The sequence below is a fragment of the Microbacterium sp. KSW4-4 genome (assembly GCF_023091185.1).
Lineage (GTDB): Bacteria > Actinomycetota > Actinomycetes > Actinomycetales > Microbacteriaceae > Microbacterium > Microbacterium paraoxydans.
This window is the reverse complement of sequence record NZ_JAHWXJ010000002.1, coordinates 884,177-902,877: the sequence shown is the minus strand read 5'-3', so window position 1 is coordinate 902,877 and position 18,701 is coordinate 884,177. Positions and strand designations below refer to the sequence as shown.

Sequence of the window (18,701 nt, the reverse complement as noted above, 5' to 3'; positions counted from 1 at the left end):
CGGCGGCACCGACATCGCGGTCCGCGTCGGGGAGGGATGCAGGCGACCGCCCGCACCCCTCCCCCGGTCAGGCGGTGCGCTTCCGACGGCGCAGCGCGAGGACCCCGGTCGTGAGGAGCATCAACGCGAGCGCGGTGGCGGCCACCGGCAGGTCCGCTCCCGTCGCGGCCAGCCCCTCGCCCGCGGCGGTGACGCGCAGGTCGGCCCAGCCGAGGAGCGTCCCATCCGCCGCGTAGACCGCGATGCGGTGCGCGCCCAGTGGCGCGTCCACCGGAACGGTGACCGTGAGCGCACCCGTCGCCGAAAGCGTCCCGGCAGCCAGGCGGACCGGGACGGAGTACATCCAGACCTCCGCCCGCGCTCCCGCGGCATCCGCGCCGACCGTGACGGTGACCCGCTGCCCCGGTGCGGCCACCGCCGGATCGACGGTGACGCCGTGGCGGTTGCCGTCCACGAGCTCCGTGCCGGGAAGCGGCGGGTTCTCCGCACCAGGGTTCTCCCCACCAGGGTTCTCGCCGCCGGGGTTCTCCCCACCGGGGTTCTCCCCACCGGGGTTCTCGGCGCCTGTGCCGCCCGGCAGCGTGCCGGTGCGCAGCGCCTCCGAGGCGAAGCCATCGGCGAACCACCACACCGGACGCTGTCCGTCGACCGCGAGCGACGCGGGAGCCGTCGCGAAGCCCTCGTTGTTGATGTCGGGCATGCCGGCGGGCCGCGCGTAGTGAGCGATCCCGGGCCGGGCGGTCCCGTTCAAGGTGAGCTCGGCGGAGCGGCCCTGGCAGCCGTCGTCGCACACCGCCCACAGGGTGCCGCGGACGGCATCCCAGTCGAGCGCCATGACACCGGTGAGCCCGGGGGAGATCTCGGAGACGAGCGTGGCCGTGCCGTCCGCGGCGAGCGCGAAGGCGTAGACGTGCCCGTTGTCCTCCACCGCGACGAAGAAGAGGCCGTCGCCGTGTCCCGGATGCACGGCCGGGTCGTAGGCGGTCCCGGTGGTGTCGTCGAAGAGCTTTCCGTTCAGCGCACTGTCCGGCACCCACTGCACGGCCTCGATGCCGAGGTTCGCGCCGACCGCCGGGAGCATCGCCGTGAGATCCCATTCCCGCTGCGCCACGAGATCGCCGGCCGCCGCGTCCGGATCGACCTGCAGCAGCACGTTCTGGTTCACGCCCTTGGCGCTGTTGTCGCGCTCGGACGCCACGTAGACCAGGCCCCTCCCGTCGACCGTGATGCCTTCGGTGTCCGGCCCTGCGGCGCCCGGGTTCCCGGCGTCCCTGGCGAAGCGCACACGCTTGCCCTCGTCCCAGCCCGCGGCCTTCTCCACCGAGCCGTCCGCGTGGGCCTCGAGCTTCCAGATGCGCCCCTCCCCGTTGTCCACGGCCCAGAGGAATGCCCCGTCCGCGGTCTCCTGCACGTCGAGGCCGGAGCTGTCCTCGAGGAACGTCGGCACGTCGTCGAGCACCCGCACTTCGGCCGACCCCGGCCAGGTGCCGACGGCGACCTCGCCCGCGCACACGTTCGGCGCGCCCTTCGTCGGCGTCGCGGTCGCCGCGAAGGCTCCCGTGGTGTCAGGGCAGCGGCCCCAGGAGGTCGCCGCGTGGCCCTCGCCCCAGGCGGTCTCGTCGATGAGCAGCTCACCGTCGAAGAGGCGGACGGCGTCGCCCGCGCCCAGCCCGAAGCCGAGGGCCGAACGCTCGATGACGAAGAAGCCTCCGGCCGGGATCGTCGTGCCGGCGGGAACGGTGTAGGCGTGGGCGTCGTCGTCGTCCTTCACGACGACGCCACCGATCTCGAGCGAGGCGCCGGTCGGGTTGACGAGCTCGATCCAGTCGTCCGGCGCGCCGCCGTCCGACTCGACCTCGTTGATCCGCACCGGGTTCCCGCAGGCGTTGCGCTGGCCCTTCGTCGCTGCCGGCGCGTCGACGAACGCGCCCGTCCCGTCGGCGCAGCGTGCCCAGACGCCGTCGGCGTGCGCGGAGTAGACGTGCTCGTCGATCATGAGTCCGTTCGCGTCCCGCAGCGTCACGGTGTCGCCGTTGCCCAGCCCGAAGACGAAGTCGGCGGGCTGATCGAAGACCCGGTATCCGCCCGGAGGCAGCAGCGTCCCCGCCGGCAGCGGCGTCGTCTCCGAGGCGTGTCCGACCGGATCGCCGTCCATGACGGTCCAGCCGGACAGGTCGACCGTGGTGCTGCCGGTGTTCACGACCTCGACCCAGTCGGTCGCGTCCCCGTTGGACTCGATCTCGTTGATCGCGACATCAGGGAGGACGCAGGAGTTCACCGCTCCCGGGGTCGCGTGCGCGAGCACGAAAGCGCCGGTACCGTCCGGGCAGCGCGCGAGCGTGGCGGCGGCGAAGTCCCCGTCGATGGCGGCGTGTCCCTCCCAGGGCTGCGTATCGTCGACGAGCGTGCCCGCGGTGTCGAAGAGGCGGATGCGGTCGGCGCTGCCGATGCCGATCGGGTCGCGGAACGCCGCCTCCACGCCGTCGACGAGCCCGATCGTGCCCTCATCGACGACGAGGAACGCTTCTGGTTCGATCGTGGTGCCCGGCAGGAAGCGCCACCGGTGGTCATCGGAGTTGTCGCGGATCTCGTACCCGGAGACATCGAGCGCCTCCGTCCCCGGGTTGTGGAACTCGACCCAGTCGGCCGGCTGCGAGTCGACCTCGTTGATGCGGATCGACCCCGCGACCGGCGCGACCTGACAGTCGTTGGGCGCGCCCGGTGTCGCCGCCGTGGCATGCGCCCAGTCGCCCGTCCCGTCGGGGCAGCGCGCCCAGACCGCCAGCGGCGCGGTGTTCGCGTAGGCGTAGGAATCGACCTCGACCCCCTCCGGGTCGTGGAGGACGACCTCATCCCCCTTGCCCAGCCCGAAGGCGAAGTCCACGTCCTTCACCAGGACGAGGAACGCGCCCGGCGCGAGCACCGTCCCGGCCGGTGCCGTGCCGAAGCTGTCGCGCTTCTCGTCCGAGACCCGCCAGCCCGTCAGGTCGACGCTCGCCGAGCCCGCGTTGTAGATCTCGATCTGGTCGGCGAGCCCGGTCGCCGCATCGTCGTAGACGATCTCGTTGAGGACGAGCCCTGCGTCGGCGGTCGGCGCGGGCTCGCCGGGAGGGATGGCACCGGAGGCGGCGACGGGGGCGGCGATCAGGGCGGCGGCGCTCAGCGCGCACGCCGCCGTGACGGCCGCCACGGAGTGCAGTCGGGGCATGGGGGCTCCTGGAAGATGGCTCGACTGAGCGCAGACGGGTACCCGTCCAGACCACCGCTGCCGCATGGCCGTCCGTCGACCCGTCGGTGGACGGCCGGTGAACGGTCGGTGGCGTCTTCCTCGGCCCCGCCGCTCAGGCGATCCGCGTGCCGGGCGGCAGCCGCCGCGCGGGCGTCCGGGTGCGAGCCCATGCTCCCGCGAACAGCGCTCCGGCGAGCACGACCTGCACGCCGAGCCCGACGAACCAGCTCGGCACGGTCTCGTCGATCACCTGTTCGGCCGTCTGCGAACCGCTCTCCGGATCGCAGTCGTCCCAGCGCTGCTCCAGCGGCGAGAGCTGCGCGCTGCGGACACCCCACTTGATCTGCCCGTACAGATCGACCGGGTAGCCGTCCGTGCTGAACTCGGTGGGGGTCGCGTCGGCGAGCACGACGAACGGGTTGGCGGCGAGCGCCCACCACACGAGGTCGAACCGCGGCGCCTCGTACGTGTAGCTCTCCCAGCTCTCGCAGTCCACGTTGCCGTTGCTGTCGTAGGGGCGGCTGTAGCTCGTCGCCTCGCTGCGCACGGCCAGACCGCCGAGCGCGAAGACGATGATCGTGCCGATGACGAGCGCGGACACCACGAGGTAGGTGGACGCGACGGAGAAGAGCGGGCGGGCGATGAGTCCGCTCAGGCCGACGCCGATCGCGGCGACGATGATGATCTCGACGGCGAGGATGAGCAGCGCCACGAACAGCACGATCGGATCGGTCCCGCCCGCCAGCAGCGACGCCGCGAGGAAGGGAACCGCCACCAGGAGGAACGCGCCGCCCGTCGCGATCGCCGCGAGCAGCTTGCCCAGCATGATGTCGCCGGTCGACGCCGCGGTGACCTGGATCGGCGCGAGCGTGGCCGCCTCCCGGTCGCCGTTGATGGCGTTGCCGCTGAGCGTGGGAGAGACGAGCACGACGAGCAGCAGGACCACGTTGACGACGATGGACGATACGCCCGCCCCGACGTCCTCCCCCCAGGAGTACACGGCGAACGACAGGCCGGTGACACCGAGGAGCACGAGCGCGAAGACGCCGAGGAGCACGTACCAGCCGACGCTCCGCAGCCGCTGGGTCAGTTCGAGGCGCGCGATGACGCCGATGTTCGCGAGGCTCATGCTCCCGCCTCCGTTCCGTGGGGTGCCGCAGGCGGCGGGGGCGGCGGGGTCGTCGCCGCGGGCGGCTGCGGGTGCCGGAGCGCGAGGAACGTGTGCTCCAGATCGCTCTGCGCGGGTGCGAACTCCGCGACGGGCAGTCCCGCCTCCACGAGGAGACGCAGCGACCGGGCGGCGGCATCCTCCCCGGGGAAGCCGACGAGGACGGCGCCGCGGTCCACAGCGAGGGACTCGGGCGCCAGCCCGAGGGTCGATGCGACCTGCCACGTGTCCGCGTTCAGGCGCTCCGCGGTCGCACCCGCGAGCCGCACCCGCCAGGCGCGGACCGTGCTCTGCGCCGGGGCGGCATCCACGACGGCCCCGCCGACGAGGAAGACGGCGTCGTCGACGACCTCTTCCAGCTCGGACAGCACGTGGCTGGAGATGAGGACCGTGCGTCCTTCGGCCGCGAAGCGGCGCAGCAGCACCCGCAACTGCACGCGGGCCTCGGGGTCGAGACCCGACGCCGGCTCGTCGAGGAGCAGCACCTGCGGGTCGTGGACGAGAGCGCGGGCGAGGCCGAGCTTCTGCTTCTGCCCGCGGGAGAGCACCTTCGCGGCGGAATCCGCGAGCTCTCCCAGGCCGACGAGACCGAGGAGGTGCTGCGCCCGCCGCTCCGCGTCCGCGCGGTCGATCCCGTAGAGGCGGGCCGTGGTCACGATCGTCTCGCGGGCCGTGAGCGAGGGCCAGGCGCCGAGGGCGTCCGGCATCCACCCCAGCACGCGACGCGCCGCGAGCGGATCGGCTTCGGGGTCGATGCCGCCGATGCGGATCGAGCCGCTGTCGGGGGCGAGCAGCGAGGCGAGCATGAGGAGCAGCGTCGTCTTGCCCGCGCCGTTCGGGCCCACCAGGCCCGTCACCCTTCCCGCCTCTGCGCGCAGCGTGGCCCCTCGCACGGCCTGCACGTCCCCGAACGCCCTGCTGACGTCGTCCACCACTATTCCGGTCATGCGGTCAGTCTGGCATCGCCGGGCGCGAGCGCGGGGGACCTCCGGGCTGATGCCCAGCCGCGCCGCGCCGCGGGTGACACAATCGCTGTATGCGCACGATCCTCAACATCATCTGGGTCATCCTCGCGGGCTGGGCGCTCTTCCTCGGCTACGTGCTGGCCGGCCTGCTGCTGTGCATCCCGATCATCACGATCCCGTGGGCCATCGCGTCGTTCCGTATCGCCGCCTACGCCATCTGGCCGTTCGGGCGCGAGGTCGTCAGCAAGCCGACGGCCGGCGTCGGGTCGTTCCTCGGGAACGTGCTCTGGGTCATCCTCGCGGGGTGGTGGCTCGCGCTCGGCCACATCGTGTCGGGACTCGCGCTGTGCATCACCATCATCGGCATCCCGATGGGCATCGCCGACTTCAAGATGGTCCCGGTGTCGCTCATGCCGCTCGGCAAGGAGATCGTCTCCACCCGTCAGGGCGCGTTCGACCGCACGCTCTGACCCGACGGGTCAGCTGCGGAAGAACGCCACGCCGAGATGGGGGTGGTCGACGAAGACGCCGTCCACGCCCTGCCGGGCGATCACGCCCCACTCGGCCTCGTAGTGCCCGAACGCGCTCTTGCCTCCCGGACCGCGGTAGGGCGCCGCGAGGAAGGCGTTCTCCGGGCGGCAGGTCCACGTGAAGACGGTCAGGCCGCGGGCGTGCGCATCGGCGACCAGCGCCGTGCCCGGCACCAGGAGCATCTTCTTGTCGACGCTGATCCCGTCGACCCGACCGACCAGGCGGTCCAGATTCCCGGGGGTCACGGTCTCCGGGTAGCTCAGGGCCTTCGACCCCTCGGCGACGAGCAGGTCGTACGGCTGTCCCGCCGCCTCGATGAGGTAGACGAAGCTCGCGTCGACCCCCACGGCGCGGAGCTGTCCGAGCACGGTCGATTCGAAGCTCTCGACGATCAGCGGCAGCTCCCCCGCCGCCCACCGCGCATCCCGCAGCTCCTGCGCGATGAGGGGCGCGAGGTCGAGCCCGATGCTCGCGAAATGCGTGGCGTGCTTCACCTCGAGCACGACGCCGATCGGCCGGCCCTGCTCCTGCGCGGCCGCCCGTACGAGGTCCAGGACGTCGCGCAGGCGCAGGATGGGTTCCGTGCCGTCGAAGGAGGCGCTGGACGCCCGGAGCTTCGGCAGCCGTTCCCGGCAGCGCAGCGTGGACAGTTCGGCCCAGGTGAAGTCCTCCGTGAACCAGCCGGTCAGTGCGGCGCCGTCCACGCGCCGCGTCGTGCGGCGGTCGGCGAACTCGGGGTGATCGGCGACGTCCGTGGTGCCGGAGATCTCGTTCTCGTGCCGCACGACCAGGACGCCGTCCTGGGTGGCGACCACATCCGGCTCGACGGCGTCGACCCCCATCGCGAGGGCGAGCTCGTAGGACGAGCGGGTGTGCTCCGGTCGGTGGCCCGGGGCACCGCGGTGCCCGATGACGAGCGGGGATTTGCTGGGCACGCTCACAGCGTAAGGCACCCCGGGAGTGTCGCCTCACGGGTATCGTGGAGGAAAGCGACCTAAGACCCCCCTTTGGAGTGAGGCCCACCTGATGAGCAACTTCGCTTTCAACAATCCTGCTTTCCAGCAGCAGGACCCGCGCAACGTCGCGACCTACCCGGGTGCGCCCCAGGGCGCTCAGGGCGCGCAGGCCGCGTCGCTCCAGCACGGCGCGATGGATGCCGCCGCCAACGCGCAGCTCGAGGGCATGTACGCCGCTCCCGCCGCGGGCGCCCTCGAGACCGACCGGATGTCCGTCGAGGACACCGTGTGGAAGACCGCCGGCCTCTTCGGCATCCTCCTCGTCACCGCCGTCGTCGGCTGGGTGCTGACGCTCGGCGGCCTCGACGTGCCGCGCTACGACCCGTACAACCCCGCCGCCGTCAACGTGCTGCCCTGGGCTCTCGGGGCGCTCGGCGGCTTCGTGCTGGCGATGGTCATCACCTTCACCTCGCGCAAGAAGGTCCGCCCCGCGCTGATCTTCGCCTACGCGGCCTTCGAGGGCCTCTTCATCGGCGGCATCTCGGCGTTCTTCGAGGTCCGCTGGCCCGGCATCGTCTTCCAGGCGACGCTCGCGACCGTCTCGGTCGTCGGCGTGACCCTCGCCCTCTTCGCGAGCGGCAAGATCCGCGCGTCCAAGAAGGCCACGAAGATCTTCATGATCGCGATGATCGGCTACCTGGTCTTCTCGCTCCTGAACCTCGTCCTCATGTGGACCGGCGTCAACACCAACGCCTTCGGACTCTTCAGCCAGGAGATCATGGGCATCCCGCTCGGCCTCATCATCGGCGTCCTCGTCGTGATCATGGCGGCGTACTCGCTGGTGCTCGACTTCGACCAGATCCAGCAGGGCGTCCGCAACGGCGCTCCGCGCAAGTACGGCTGGCTCGGCGGCTTCGGCATCATGGTCACCGTCGTCTGGCTCTACGTCGAGATCCTCCGGATCATCGCGATCGCCCGCGGCAACAACTGACGCGATCCGTCGCGACCAGAGGCCCGTCTCCCTGCGGAGGCGGGCCTCTTGCCATATCCGGGAGGGAGCGCGCAAGGGGTTGGCACGCGATTCCGCGGCCGGGCACAGTAGGTGTCACGAAGCCCCGGCACCCCGGGGCTCCTGACCCAAGGAGCTGACCATGAGTTTTCTCGGCTTTCTTCTTCTCGGCCTCATCGCCGGAGCCATCGCGAAGCTGATCCTGCCCGGCAAGCAGGGTGGCGGATGGTTCATCACCCTGCTGCTCGGCGTCGTCGGCGCCCTGCTCGGCGGCTGGCTCGGCAGCCTGATCCTCAACCGTCCGCTCACCGAGTTCTGGGACCTCGGGACCTGGCTCCTCGCCATCGGCGGTTCGATCATCGTGCTGCTGATCTACGGCCTCATCGCCGGCCGCGGCCAGCGGGTCAACGACTGACGCAGACCCCACTCGACGCGCTCCGCGTCACCCACGCCCGTCCCTCACGGCTGCGAGAGCATCCGTGAGGGGCGGGTCTTTTCGTGCCGCGGCCGGTCAGCTCGCGGCGCCACGCGCCTTGCGCTCCAGGAGCTCGCGCTCACGGTCGTTGCCGGCCAGCCCCGCGGCCGCCGCGAACTCGCTGCGCGCCTCGCTCTCCCGCCCGAGTCGCCGCAGCAGCTCGCCGCGCGTGGCCGGGAGCAGGTGGTAGCCGTGCAGCGCCCCGGACGCCGCCAACTCATCTATCAGCCGCAGGGCGGAGGCGGGCCCGGTGGCCATGGCCACGGCGGCCGCGCGGTTCAGCTCCACCACCGGGGACGGGGTGAGCCTACTGAGCGCCTCGTAGAGGACGACGATGCGATCCCAGTCGGTCTCGTCCACGGACGGCGCGACGGCATGGCATTCGGCGATGGCGGCCTGCAGAGTGTACGGCCCGCGTCCACGGCCGAGCCCGTCCGCCCGCGCCAGGGCCCCTCTCCCCCGCGCGATGCGGCTGTGGTCCCACCGCCGACGGTCCTGATCCGCGAGCAGCACCGGGTTCCCGTTCCGGTCGGTCCGCGCCGGGAAGCGTGCGGCGGTGAGCTCCAGGAGCGCGAGCAGACCGTGCACCTCCGGTTCCCGAGGCTGCAGCGCGGCAAGCACCCTGGCGAGCCGGATGGCCTCGTCGCTCAGCTCCGGCCGCATCCACTCCGGACCGCTGCTGGCCGCGTGCGCCTCGTTGAAGATGAGATAGAGCACCCCGAGGACCGCACCGAGCCGCGCCGGCTGCTCTTCCCGCGGCGGCAACTCGAACGGCGCGTGCGCGGCCGCCAGCGTCTTCTTCGCGCGCACGATCCGCTGCTGCACGGTCGCCGTGGGGACGAGGAATGCGCGGGCGATCTCCTCACTCGACAGACCACCCACGACCCGCAGCGTCAGCGCGACCTGCGCCTCCCGGGAGAGCACCGGGTGGCACGCGATGAAGAGGAGGCGTAGCACATCGTCGTCCACGGCATCCGGGTCCCAGGGCAGCTCGGGCCCCTGCGCCTTCTCCCGTTCGAGGTCGTGCGCGATCAGAGCGAGGCGGTCGTCCAGCCGCTCGCGGCGGCGCCACCCGTCCACCGCCTTCCGCTTCGCCACGGTCGTGAGCCACGCCGCGGCGTTGCGTGGCACCCCCTCGACGGGCCACTGCCGCAGCGCGGCGACCAGAGCCTCCTGCGCGAGGTCCTCCGCCAGACCGAAGTCGCCGACCATCCGCGTCAGTGTGCCGACGATGCGCGCGGACTCGATGCGCCACACCGCCGCGACGGCCCGCTCGGCCGCCTCCTGCGCGGAGGCGGCCGAGCTCGTCACGGGGTCGGGTGAGCGGTCCATCAGCGCAGCGGCGTCACGCCTGCTCGGCGCGGCGGGCCTGCTCCTCCCGCCAGCCCGCCTCCTTCTCGATCCACTCGTTGTCGGCGGGGAAGTCCTCCGGCCCGGTCACCCGTCGCACCTCGAGGAACGATCCCGGTCCGAGCGGCGCCCGGCTCGCCCATTCCGCGGCCTCCTCCCGCGAGGAGACCTCGATGATCCAGAAGCCGTTGAAAAGCTCCTTCGTCTCCCCATAGGGGCCGTCGGTGATGAGCGGCTTCTCGGCGCTGAAGTCGACAACGAAGCCCTCGGCCGCGTCGGTCAGCCCCTCGCCCGCGACGAGGACGCCCGCCTTCATCATGGACTCGTTGTACCGGCCCATGGCCTCGATGACCTGCTCGAAGGGCATCTCCTGATAGGCCGCCACCGCGTCGTCGGTCGCGCGCATGATGAGCATGAACTTCATGATGTTCTCCTTGTTCCGAAGGGCCGTGTCTCGACCCTCTCATCACAGACGTCGAACGGGAACGGCGGAGATCGACATCGGGGGCGGAAGTTCTTCCCGCTCCCACGCCGAGCGCCCTGTTCGACATCGTCGGGGCCGGGGGCGCGGGAGCGCTACGGACCCGACGTACCGCGACGCCCCATCGGGACGGTCGCGTTTCAGCGGCGCCGTGACGGAGCCTGCACGACGGCTGAGATGGTCGCGGCCAGCGCCTCCATCGACCGCTCCGGACTCCACGCCGCAGCGACGGCCGGCGCCTCGGCACGCAGCGCCGTCAGACGCTCCGGGTCGGTCAGCAGTTCCCGCAGCGCAGCGCCCAGCGCAGCGATGTCTCCCGCGGGGACGAGAACGCCACCGCCCGCGCCGAGGACATCGCGGATGCCGTACCGCACGTCGTAGGACACCACCGGCGTGCCGTGCAGGAGCGCCTCCACGATGCCGAGCGGCTGTCCTTCGAACGCGGTGGAGGTGATCAGGACGGACGCACGATCGAGCACGGTGGCCGGGTCCGCGGTATAGCCGCAGAGCCGCACGCGGTCCGCGGCGTCGAGCTCGGCGATCAGTGCCGCCAGCTGCTCCTGCTCCGCTCCCGTGCCCCAGATCTCCATCCGGGAGCCCGGCACGTCCGCCTCGACGAAAGCGCGGATGGAATGGTCGATGCGCTTGCCGGCCGCGAGCCGACCCAGCACGACCACGAGACCCTCCTCGCGCAGGTCGTCACGACGCTCGACCGGCGCGATGGGATTCGGCACCACGACATGGTTGGCGGCCTCACCGAACCGCGCCACGACATCGTCCCGCTGCGTAGCGGTCGGCCAGATGACCGCATCGAACCGGTCGGCGAGGCGGAACCAGCGCGTCCAGAGCGTATTCAAGCCGGCGTCGGGCGTGTAGGGCGCCTCGACGTGCATGGTGTGGATGGGGTGCAGGATGCGCACGCGCGGGTCCCCCCAGTCGGCGACCAGTTCGCCGAGCTGACGGGATTCGCAGATCACGACGATCGGACGGTCCCCCACCGCCGCGGTGACGTGCCCGAGCCAGGCACCGTAGAGTCCGCGGAAACCGTGCAGCGCCCCGACAACCACGCCGGCGCCGTCGTACACCAGCACCGGTTCATCCGTCAGATGCCAGTCGGGGTTGCCGGGGATCACCGGGAGGGCCACGAAGGGACGACCCTCCGGGTCCGCGAGCACCCGGTACTCCACATCGGGGTCGACCGTCACCGCATCGTCTGCCGCGTCCCGCAGCCAGGCGGCGGCTCCGCCCTGCGGGGCGACGGCCTCGTCGAAGAGGTTCCGCAGACGATCCGGGTCCGCGAGCGCGCCGCGGTCGGCGAAGACGCGGCGGTGCTCGGCGTGATCCGCGCGCGTTCCCGGGTCGAAGGTCAGCAGCTGCGGACCCCGGCCCTCACCGGCGCCCGCTCCAGCGAGCATCCTGGCGCGCGCGAGCGTCGCGATTGTGTACCCGCCGTCCAGACCCGGGATCAGGCGACTGGACAGCACCAGATACTCGGCGTCCGGGAGGACCGGTGCCGAGACCGGGGGCATCGTGCCCCCTACTCCCACTCGATCGTCCCCGGCGGCTTCGACGTGACGTCCAGCACGACGCGGTTGACGTCGCGGACGCCGTTCGTGATGCGGTTCGAGATCTTCGACAGTACGTCGTACGGCAGACGGGTCCAGTCGGCCGTCATGGCGTCTTCGCTGGAGACCGGACGCAGCACGATCGGGTGACCGTAGGTGCGGCCGTCGCCCTGCACGCCCACCGAGCGCACGTCAGCGAGGAGCACGACGGGGCACTGCCAGATCTCCTGGTCGAGTCCCGCCTTGGTCAGCTCCTCGCGGGCGATGGCGTCGGCCTCACGCAGAATCTCGAGACGGTCAGCGGTGACCTCACCGATGATCCGGATACCGAGGCCGGGCCCCGGAAACGGCTGACGCCCGACGATCGCCTCGGGGATGCCGAGCTCGCGGCCGATCGCACGGACCTCGTCCTTGAAGAGGGCCCGCAGCGGCTCGATGAGCTCGAAGTCGAGGTCGTCCGGCAGGCCGCCCACATTGTGGTGCGACTTGATGTTCGCGGTCCCCGCGCCGCCGCCCGACTCGACGACGTCCGGATAGAGCGTGCCCTGCACGAGGAACTTCACCGGGGCGCCGCCGTCGGCCTTCGCCTCCTCGACGAGGTCGAGCTGCACCTTCTCGAACGCGCGGATGAACTCGCGGCCGATGATCTTGCGCTTCTCCTCGGGGTCGGTCACGCCCTTCAGATGGCCGAGGAAGGTCTCCGCGGCGTCGACCGTGATGAGCCGCACACCGGTGGACTCGACGTAGTCCTTCTCGACCTGCTCGCGCTCGCCCTTGCGGAGGAGACCGTGGTCGACGAAGACGGCGGTGAGCTGGTCGCCGATGGCCTTGTGCACGAGAGCGGTCGAGACGGCGGAGTCCACGCCGCCGGACAGCGCGGAGATGACCCGGGCGTCGCCGACCTGCTCGCGGATGCGCTCGACCTGCTCGGCGATCACGTTGTCGGGGTTCCAGTCGGACGCGAGGCCCGCCCCCTTGTGGAGGAAGTTCTCCAGCACGCGCTGGCCGTGGTCGGAGTGCTTGACCTCCGGGTGCCACTGCACGCCGTAGAAGCCGCGCTCCTCGTTCGCGAAGGCGGCGACCTTCGTGGCCTCCGTCGTCGCGAGCACCTCGAAGCCCTCCGGTGCCTTCGCGACCTGGTCGCCATGGCTCATCCACACGTTCTGCTCGGTCGGCTGCCCGCTGAGCAGCGTGCCGCCGTCGCCGGAGATGACGGCATCCGTGGCGCCGTACTCGCGGAGGCCGGTGTGCGCGACCTCCCCGCCGAGGGTCTGGGCCATGTACTGGAAGCCGTAGCAGATGCCGAGCGTGGGGACGCCGAGGTCGAAGACCGACGGGTCGAGCTTCGGCGCGCCCTCCTCGTACACCGACGAAGGTCCGCCGGAGAGGATGATCGCGACGGGGTTCTTGGCGGCGATCTCCTCGGCCGTGGCGGTGTGCGGCACGATCTCGCTGTAGACGCCGGCCTCGCGGACGCGGCGGGCGATGAGCTGCGCGTACTGGGCGCCGAAGTCGACGACGAGCGCGGGGCGCTGCTGGGTCTCGGACTGTTCGGTCAACGGACACCTTCCGGGGCGATCGCGGAGGCCTCGGCGGCCTCCCGGGTGGCGAGATAGGTCTTGACTTCACGGGCGACGACCGCCTCCATGAAGAACGACAGCAGCGGCACGACGCCGCCGAGCGCGAGCAGGATGAACCGCGGGAAGCGCCAGCGCATCAGGCTCCACATGCGGAAGCACGCGAAGAGGTAGACGACGTAGAACCAGCCGTGGGCGACGAGGATGAACAGCGAGATGTTGAAGCCGTCCCCGAGGGAGGTCATCTCGCACGAGTTCGTCCACGGCGCGAACAGCGACCACCACTGGCAGTCCGGCCCCGCGATGACGCCGGCGAACCAGAGCGGGCCGCCCGATCCTCCGGCGAAGAGCTCGAGGTGGATCGGGGTGTACTTCAGCACCATCTCGGCGAGCAGCAGGAGCAGCATGACTCCCGTGATGATCGACGCGATCTGGTAGAACTTCAGCGCACCGCGGATCGCCGGAAAGCTGGCGACTTTCGGTTCGGGCATGCCCCCAGTCTAGTCGGCAGCGGGCGACGCCCCGACCCCGCGGGAACGACGGAGGCCGCCGGGTCGCCCCGACGGCCTCCGCCTCGTCATCCGCCGATCGGCGTCAGAACCATCCGGTCAGGAGGTCCCACAGCCAGTCGACGATGTCCTTGATGATCCCGCCGATGCCGCCGGCGCGGTTGACGGTGACCGTGGCCGTGGCCTCGTCCCCATCGGCCTGCGCCACCGCGACGGTGTACTTGCCGGGCTGGGCGTTCTTCGGCACCGTCACCGAGGCGCTGAACGTGCCGTCCTGCCGGACCTGCACCGTGCCCACCTGGACGCCCTGCCCCTTCTTCGGCCGGAGCTCCACCGTGACGGTCTCGCCGGGCTGGTAGCCCTCGCCGGTGACGTCGAGCTTCTTACCCGCGGCCACCTTCGAGGAGCCGAGCGCGATGGTCCCCGCGAACTCCTCCTCGCCGGCGATCGTGAACGGCACCTGCACCGTCGTGCCCGTCGCCGGGACCTCGACCGTGAGCTGCTGCTCACCGAACACTCCGGACGGCACCGCGAAGGTGAGGGTGGCGCGGCCGCCCTCGTCGGTGGTGTCCACGATGGTCGGGTCGACCGTGCCGGCCGCGAGCTGGGTGTCTCCGAGCGACAGCGTGACCGCTCCCGGTGCCGCCTCGCCACCGCTGAACGCCAGCGAGGAGAGCGAGACCGTCACCTGGTCGCCCGCGCGGTAGCCGTCGGCGTCAGCCGGACTGACGGTCACGCCGACCGCACGCTGGGCGAGGTCCGGCGAGGCCGTCTTGTTCGCGTCGAACCAGTCGACCATCGACTGGAGGTCGATCTTGCCGGTGTCCCGCTTGCCCGCGCCCTCCTTGAAGGTGGCGAAGTTGTCGCCGCCCGCCGCGAGGAAGGAGTTCGCCGCCACCGTGTACTCCCCGTTCGGGTCGATCGCGGTGCCGTTCAGCGTGATCGAGGTGATCCGCGAACCCGCGGCCGCCGTCGGGTCGTAGGTGTAGACCAGACCCTCGGAGACGCCGAGCTTGAGGAACGGTCGCGCCGATCCGGCCGGCTGCCACTGCTCCTCCAGCACGCCCTTCAGCTGCGTCCCGGTGAGGGTCAGCGTGACCAGGGTGTTCGCGAACGGCTGGACGGTCGCCGCCTCTCGGTAGGTGACGTTGCCGTTCGGGTCGGCGGCGTTGCTCGACGCGTAGGTCAGGTTGGCACGGATGCCACCCGGGTTCATGAGCGCGATGTCCGCACCCGTGGACCACTTCTGCACGTCGGCGACGAAGTTGCCGATGGTGGACTCGCCACCGCGGTTCTCCGAGCCGTTGGTCTGCCGCGCGCGGTTGAAGTCGGCGGTGATGTCGCCCACCTTCACCGCTCCCAGCACGTCGGCCTCCGCCTTCGCCTTGTCGACGATGGCCTGCACCTCCGGCACCGCCGGGTACAGCGGCTTGCCTGCGGACGTGAGGGGCTTGATCTCGTTGGTGATCGAGAGCAGCTCCTTCGTCTTCGGGTCGACCTGGATGTTCATGAGGCCGAGGTTCTCGCCGTACTGCCCCGCCGAGACGACCGGCCGGCCGTCGATGACGTGGTTGTAGGCGAGGTGCGTGTGCGCCGAGACGATCGCGTCCACGTCGTCGTCGACGCCGTAGACGATCTCGCCCAGCGGCGAGTCCTCGGTGATCGCGGACAGCGCGGTGCTCTCCGCACCCTCGTGCACGAGCAGGATCACGACGTCCGCCTCGCCGTTCGCGGGGTCCCCGTCGCGCAGGTCGTCGGCCACGGCGTTCACGGAGTCGACGATGCTGCGCACCTCGAGATCCGCGATGCCTTCAGGCGAGACGAGCGAGTCGAGGTCTTCGGTGACGGCGCCCACGAAGCCGACGCGCACCCCGTCGAGCTCCTTGACCCAGGCCGGGGCGAGCGCGGGCTCACCGGTCTCGGTGAGGAACACGTTCGACGAGATGTACTCCCAGTCCGCGCGCTCCTGCACCCGGTCGCGCAGGTCTTCCCACCCCTGGTCGAACTCGTGGTTGCCCGCAGCGCTCACGTCCAGGCCGGCGGCGTTGAGCGCGTCGATCGTGGGGTTGTCATCGTTGATGAACGAGGTGAACGTCGAGGCCCCGATCAGGTCGCCGGCTCCGGCGAAGATCGTGTTCGGGTTCGCCGCGCGGAACTGCTGCACAGCGCCCGCGAGCACCGCGGCACCCGCCGCGGCCCCGTCGGCCTCGATACGGCCGTGGAAGTCGTTCACCGTCACGACGTCGATGTTCACCGGCGGGATCTCCGAAGAGACGCCGACGAGGATCGGGTCGTGGTCGCTGGACCGGTAAGGGGTGCCCTCCTCGGTGGCGCCGAACGCATAGCCGCGGTCGCTCCACTCCGGCGAGTTGATGCCCCACACACCGGCGCCCGTGATCGACGGGACGAGCGAGGGCGACGCGATCACGTGGTCGAGCGAGCCGAGCTCCCCGTCGAACGTGTACGTGTACTGTCCTGCGGCCTCGTCGGCGGCCACGTCGCTCCACCCCTGCGAGGTGAACACGTCGATCGGGTCTTCCTGCCCGTAGGCGTTGAAGTCGCCGATCAGCAGCATGTCGCTGCTGCCGCTGGTCTCGGCCAGCTCGTCCGTGAAGGCGAGGATGGCCTGCGCCTGCTTCACCCGGTCGGCGTTGAAGAAGCCCTGGCCGTCGGCCGGCTCCGCCCCGGCGCCCTGCGGCGGGGACTTCGACTTCAGGTGATTGGCGACGACGGTGACCACACGGCCGTCGATGTCGAACGCCTGCGCGATCGGCTCGCGGGCGTTGCCCCACACCGACTCGTCGGTGACGGTGGCGCTGTCGCCCACCGTGCTCACGGCGTCCTTCTTGAAGATGATCGCGTTGGTGATGTAGTCCGTCGTCGCCGGGTCCTGCAGGGCCTTCGGCGTGCGGACGTAGTCCCACACGTCCGAGCCCGCGTCGGCGTTGAGGCCGGCGACGAGGTCCTTCAGGGCGGTGTCGACGGGCTTACCGAGCTTGACCGAGTTCTCGATCTCCATGAGCGCCACGATCTCGGCGTCGAGGCCGTTGATGGCCGAGACGATCTTGGACTTCTGGATCGCGAACTGGGCGGCGTTCGCCGCGCCACGGGCGTCGGCGTTCTCGCTCTTCAGCGTCGTGAAGTAGTTGTAGACGTTGAACGACGCCACCTGCGCGTCACCGCCCACCTCCGGAGCCTTCTCGGGACGCGGGTTGGTCGCCTCGAAGGTGACCTTGCGCTCCGCCGGGGAGGCGTCGTCGATCGGGACGACCGGCTGCAGCCGCCAGTCGTCGAAGCCCCACTGGAGCACGTAGCCGTTGGACCCGAAGTCGACGGTGTCGCCGTTGCGGACCACCGTGTCCTCCGTGAAGTACGGCTGCTGGCCCGGGTGGCCGTTGTTGGTCACCTGGATGGACCAGGCGTCGTCGAGCAGGATGCGGTTGGCGCGGTTCTCGGCCGCGATGGCGGCCGCGTCGGCACCGGGACGCGTGGTCTCGGTGCTCTTGACGTTGAGGTCGTCGCCGGCGTTCAGCCACAGCGCCCCGTAGTTGTAGAGCTGGTGGCTCGACGCAAGCCGATAGGTGCCTGTCGGGGCGACGTACATGTTCTCGTACTGCTCGCGGTCGGCACCGCGCACGGTGTCCGGGAGCGGCGTGAGGGCGGGCACGCCCACACCCGCGGTGACGACGGAGACGTCGGCCACCGCGGCGGGAGCGATCTGGGTCTGGCCGTAGTACTCGCTCACGGTGCCGGTCACCGAGACGAGGTCGCCGATCTCGAGCGTGGGCGCCATCGCGTTCAGGAAGACAAACACGCCATCCGAGGCGCCGGGGGTCGCGTCGGTCTCGCCGCCCGAGCCCTGCGTCTGGATCACGATGCCCTTGTAGCCGCCGGTGCGGTGATCGGCGGTGACGACACCCTCGACGCGGACGCGCTGTCCGGCCAGCGGCGAGACGTCGCCGGTGCCCTGGACCTCGGCGATCGTGGCGGTCTTGGGCTCCGTCCCCGGCTCCTCGCCCGGGTCGGTGCCGGGGTCGGTGCCACCGGAGTTCTGCGGGGTGATCGTCGCCGACAGCGCGAAGTCCGCCTTGTTGTCGTCCTTGTCGGCACCCGCGGTGCGGTTCAGCGAGCGGACGTCGGTGTTGCTCGAGGGTGCGGCGGCGGCCGCCGTCTCGAAGGTGTTCGAGGTGCCGTAGCCCAGGAGATCGATCACGCCGTCCACGCCGACCGTCGAGCCGGGGGTCAGGGTGACCGCCGCGGTGCCCTCGACGAGGGCCAGCGTGCCGTTGGTGCCGCTCGGGCTCAGCGTCGTGGTGGCGTCGGGGGTCGGGAGGGCGGCGCCGTTGGTGCCGTTGCTGTTCCCCTGCACGAGGAAGTAGCCGCCCGCGGGGATCGTGCCCTTCAGCGGCGCGACGCCGTTGAAGGCGCCGGTCCCCGCCGCGGAGCGGTACTGCAGCGACAGGCCGTCGAGAGTGACGGGCGCCGTCGTCGGGTTGTACAGCTCCACGAACTTGTTCGTGAACGCCGCCCCCGCGCTTCCGCCGGACAGGTAGGCCTCGTTGATCACCACCCCGGTGCCCTCGGTGTTCGCCGACGCGGGCGCGGCCACCAGCGAGCCGAGGCTCAGGGCGGCGACGCACGTCGCGGCGAGGGCGCCCACGCGCCCTCGGATTCTGCGGTGCGAGACGGGGGTCAGGGTCTCCCCGTGCTCAGGAGCGGACATCATCGGTGCTGTCTCCTCGATCGTGTTCCGGCGCTGCTCAGGACGCTGTCATCGCACACATCGGGAACTCCCAGCGTGCGCACATGGAGCGAGCATACGGAGCGGTTCGGACATCCTCAACGGAGTTTTCCCATTGGTCATCCAGCGCTCACCGAATGGCCGC

The 18,701-nt window shown here is 70.9% G+C and carries 13 protein-coding genes; 3 read left to right on the top strand and 10 right to left on the bottom strand.

Annotation, left to right across the window (positions count from 1 at the left end; translation table 11 throughout):
- Positions 1-67 precede the first annotated feature (67 nt).
- The 3 genes from KZC57_RS13940 to KZC57_RS13930 form a co-directional block, all read right to left on the bottom strand.
- The gene (locus KZC57_RS13940; protein WP_247641997.1) at positions 68-3,208 is read right to left on the bottom strand and encodes a lamin tail domain-containing protein; all 3,141 of its coding nucleotides are present in this window, start codon (positions 3,206-3,208) and stop codon (positions 68-70) included.
- A gap of 133 nt (positions 3,209-3,341) precedes the next feature.
- The gene (locus tag KZC57_RS13935; RefSeq protein WP_247641996.1) at positions 3,342-4,358 is read right to left on the bottom strand and encodes an ABC transporter permease; all 1,017 of its coding nucleotides are present in this window, start codon (positions 4,356-4,358) and stop codon (positions 3,342-3,344) included.
- Positions 4,355-5,344 carry an ABC transporter ATP-binding protein gene (locus KZC57_RS13930; RefSeq protein ID WP_025103759.1) on the bottom strand — a complete coding sequence of 330 codons (990 nt, stop codon included), beginning with the start codon at positions 5,342-5,344 and terminating at the stop codon, positions 4,355-4,357. The genes KZC57_RS13935 and KZC57_RS13930 overlap by 4 nt, the downstream gene beginning before the upstream one ends.
- An 89-nt stretch (positions 5,345-5,433) precedes the next feature.
- Here KZC57_RS13930 and KZC57_RS13925 point away from each other — a divergent pair, with 89 nt between their 5' ends.
- Positions 5,434-5,832 carry a YccF domain-containing protein gene (locus tag KZC57_RS13925; RefSeq protein WP_060922036.1) on the top strand — a complete coding sequence of 133 codons (399 nt, stop codon included), beginning with the start codon at positions 5,434-5,436 and terminating at the stop codon, positions 5,830-5,832.
- A gap of 9 nt (positions 5,833-5,841) precedes the next feature.
- Here the strand turns inward: KZC57_RS13925 and KZC57_RS13920 are convergent, their stop codons facing one another.
- Entirely contained in the window at positions 5,842-6,828 is a 987-nt protein-coding gene (locus KZC57_RS13920) for a glycerophosphodiester phosphodiesterase family protein (RefSeq protein ID WP_247641995.1), read from the bottom strand.
- A 91-nt stretch (positions 6,829-6,919) separates the two neighbouring features.
- On the opposite strand from KZC57_RS13920, the gene KZC57_RS13915 reads away from it, so the two are divergent.
- Together KZC57_RS13915 and KZC57_RS13910 are read left to right on the top strand one after the other, a co-directional pair.
- Positions 6,920-7,840 (top strand): Bax inhibitor-1/YccA family protein, encoded by a 921-nt coding sequence (locus KZC57_RS13915; RefSeq protein WP_025103756.1) that lies wholly within the window; start codon positions 6,920-6,922, stop codon positions 7,838-7,840.
- A 160-nt stretch (positions 7,841-8,000) separates the two neighbouring features.
- Positions 8,001-8,273, top strand: coding sequence for a GlsB/YeaQ/YmgE family stress response membrane protein (locus KZC57_RS13910; RefSeq protein ID WP_025103755.1), 273 nt, complete (start codon positions 8,001-8,003; stop codon positions 8,271-8,273).
- A gap of 96 nt (positions 8,274-8,369) precedes the next feature.
- Here KZC57_RS13910 and KZC57_RS13905 read toward each other — a convergent pair whose 3' ends face one another.
- From KZC57_RS13905 to KZC57_RS13880, 6 genes are all read right to left on the bottom strand, one after another.
- On the bottom strand, positions 8,370-9,665 hold the full coding sequence (locus tag KZC57_RS13905; protein WP_247641994.1) for an RNA polymerase sigma factor: 1,296 nt from the start codon (positions 9,663-9,665) through the stop codon (positions 8,370-8,372).
- Between the two features lie 13 nt (positions 9,666-9,678).
- A complete protein-coding gene (locus tag KZC57_RS13900) occupies positions 9,679-10,107 on the bottom strand; it encodes a YciI family protein (RefSeq protein ID WP_025103753.1) in 429 nt (142 codons plus the stop codon).
- A 197-nt stretch (positions 10,108-10,304) separates the two neighbouring features.
- Positions 10,305-11,693, bottom strand: coding sequence for a glycosyltransferase (locus KZC57_RS13895; protein WP_247641993.1), 1,389 nt, complete (start codon positions 11,691-11,693; stop codon positions 10,305-10,307).
- An 8-nt stretch (positions 11,694-11,701) separates the two neighbouring features.
- Positions 11,702-13,288 (bottom strand): glutamine-hydrolyzing GMP synthase, encoded by a 1,587-nt coding sequence (gene guaA / locus KZC57_RS13890; protein WP_060922040.1) that lies wholly within the window; start codon positions 13,286-13,288, stop codon positions 11,702-11,704.
- The gene (locus tag KZC57_RS13885) at positions 13,285-13,797 is read right to left on the bottom strand and encodes a DUF3817 domain-containing protein (protein WP_060922041.1); all 513 of its coding nucleotides are present in this window, start codon (positions 13,795-13,797) and stop codon (positions 13,285-13,287) included. Before KZC57_RS13885 ends, guaA begins: the two co-directional genes overlap by 4 nt.
- Positions 13,798-13,900: 103 nt before the next feature.
- Positions 13,901-18,541 carry an ExeM/NucH family extracellular endonuclease gene (locus KZC57_RS13880; RefSeq protein WP_247641992.1) on the bottom strand — a complete coding sequence of 1,547 codons (4,641 nt, stop codon included), beginning with the start codon at positions 18,539-18,541 and terminating at the stop codon, positions 13,901-13,903.
- Between the last annotated feature and the right edge of the window lie 160 nt (positions 18,542-18,701).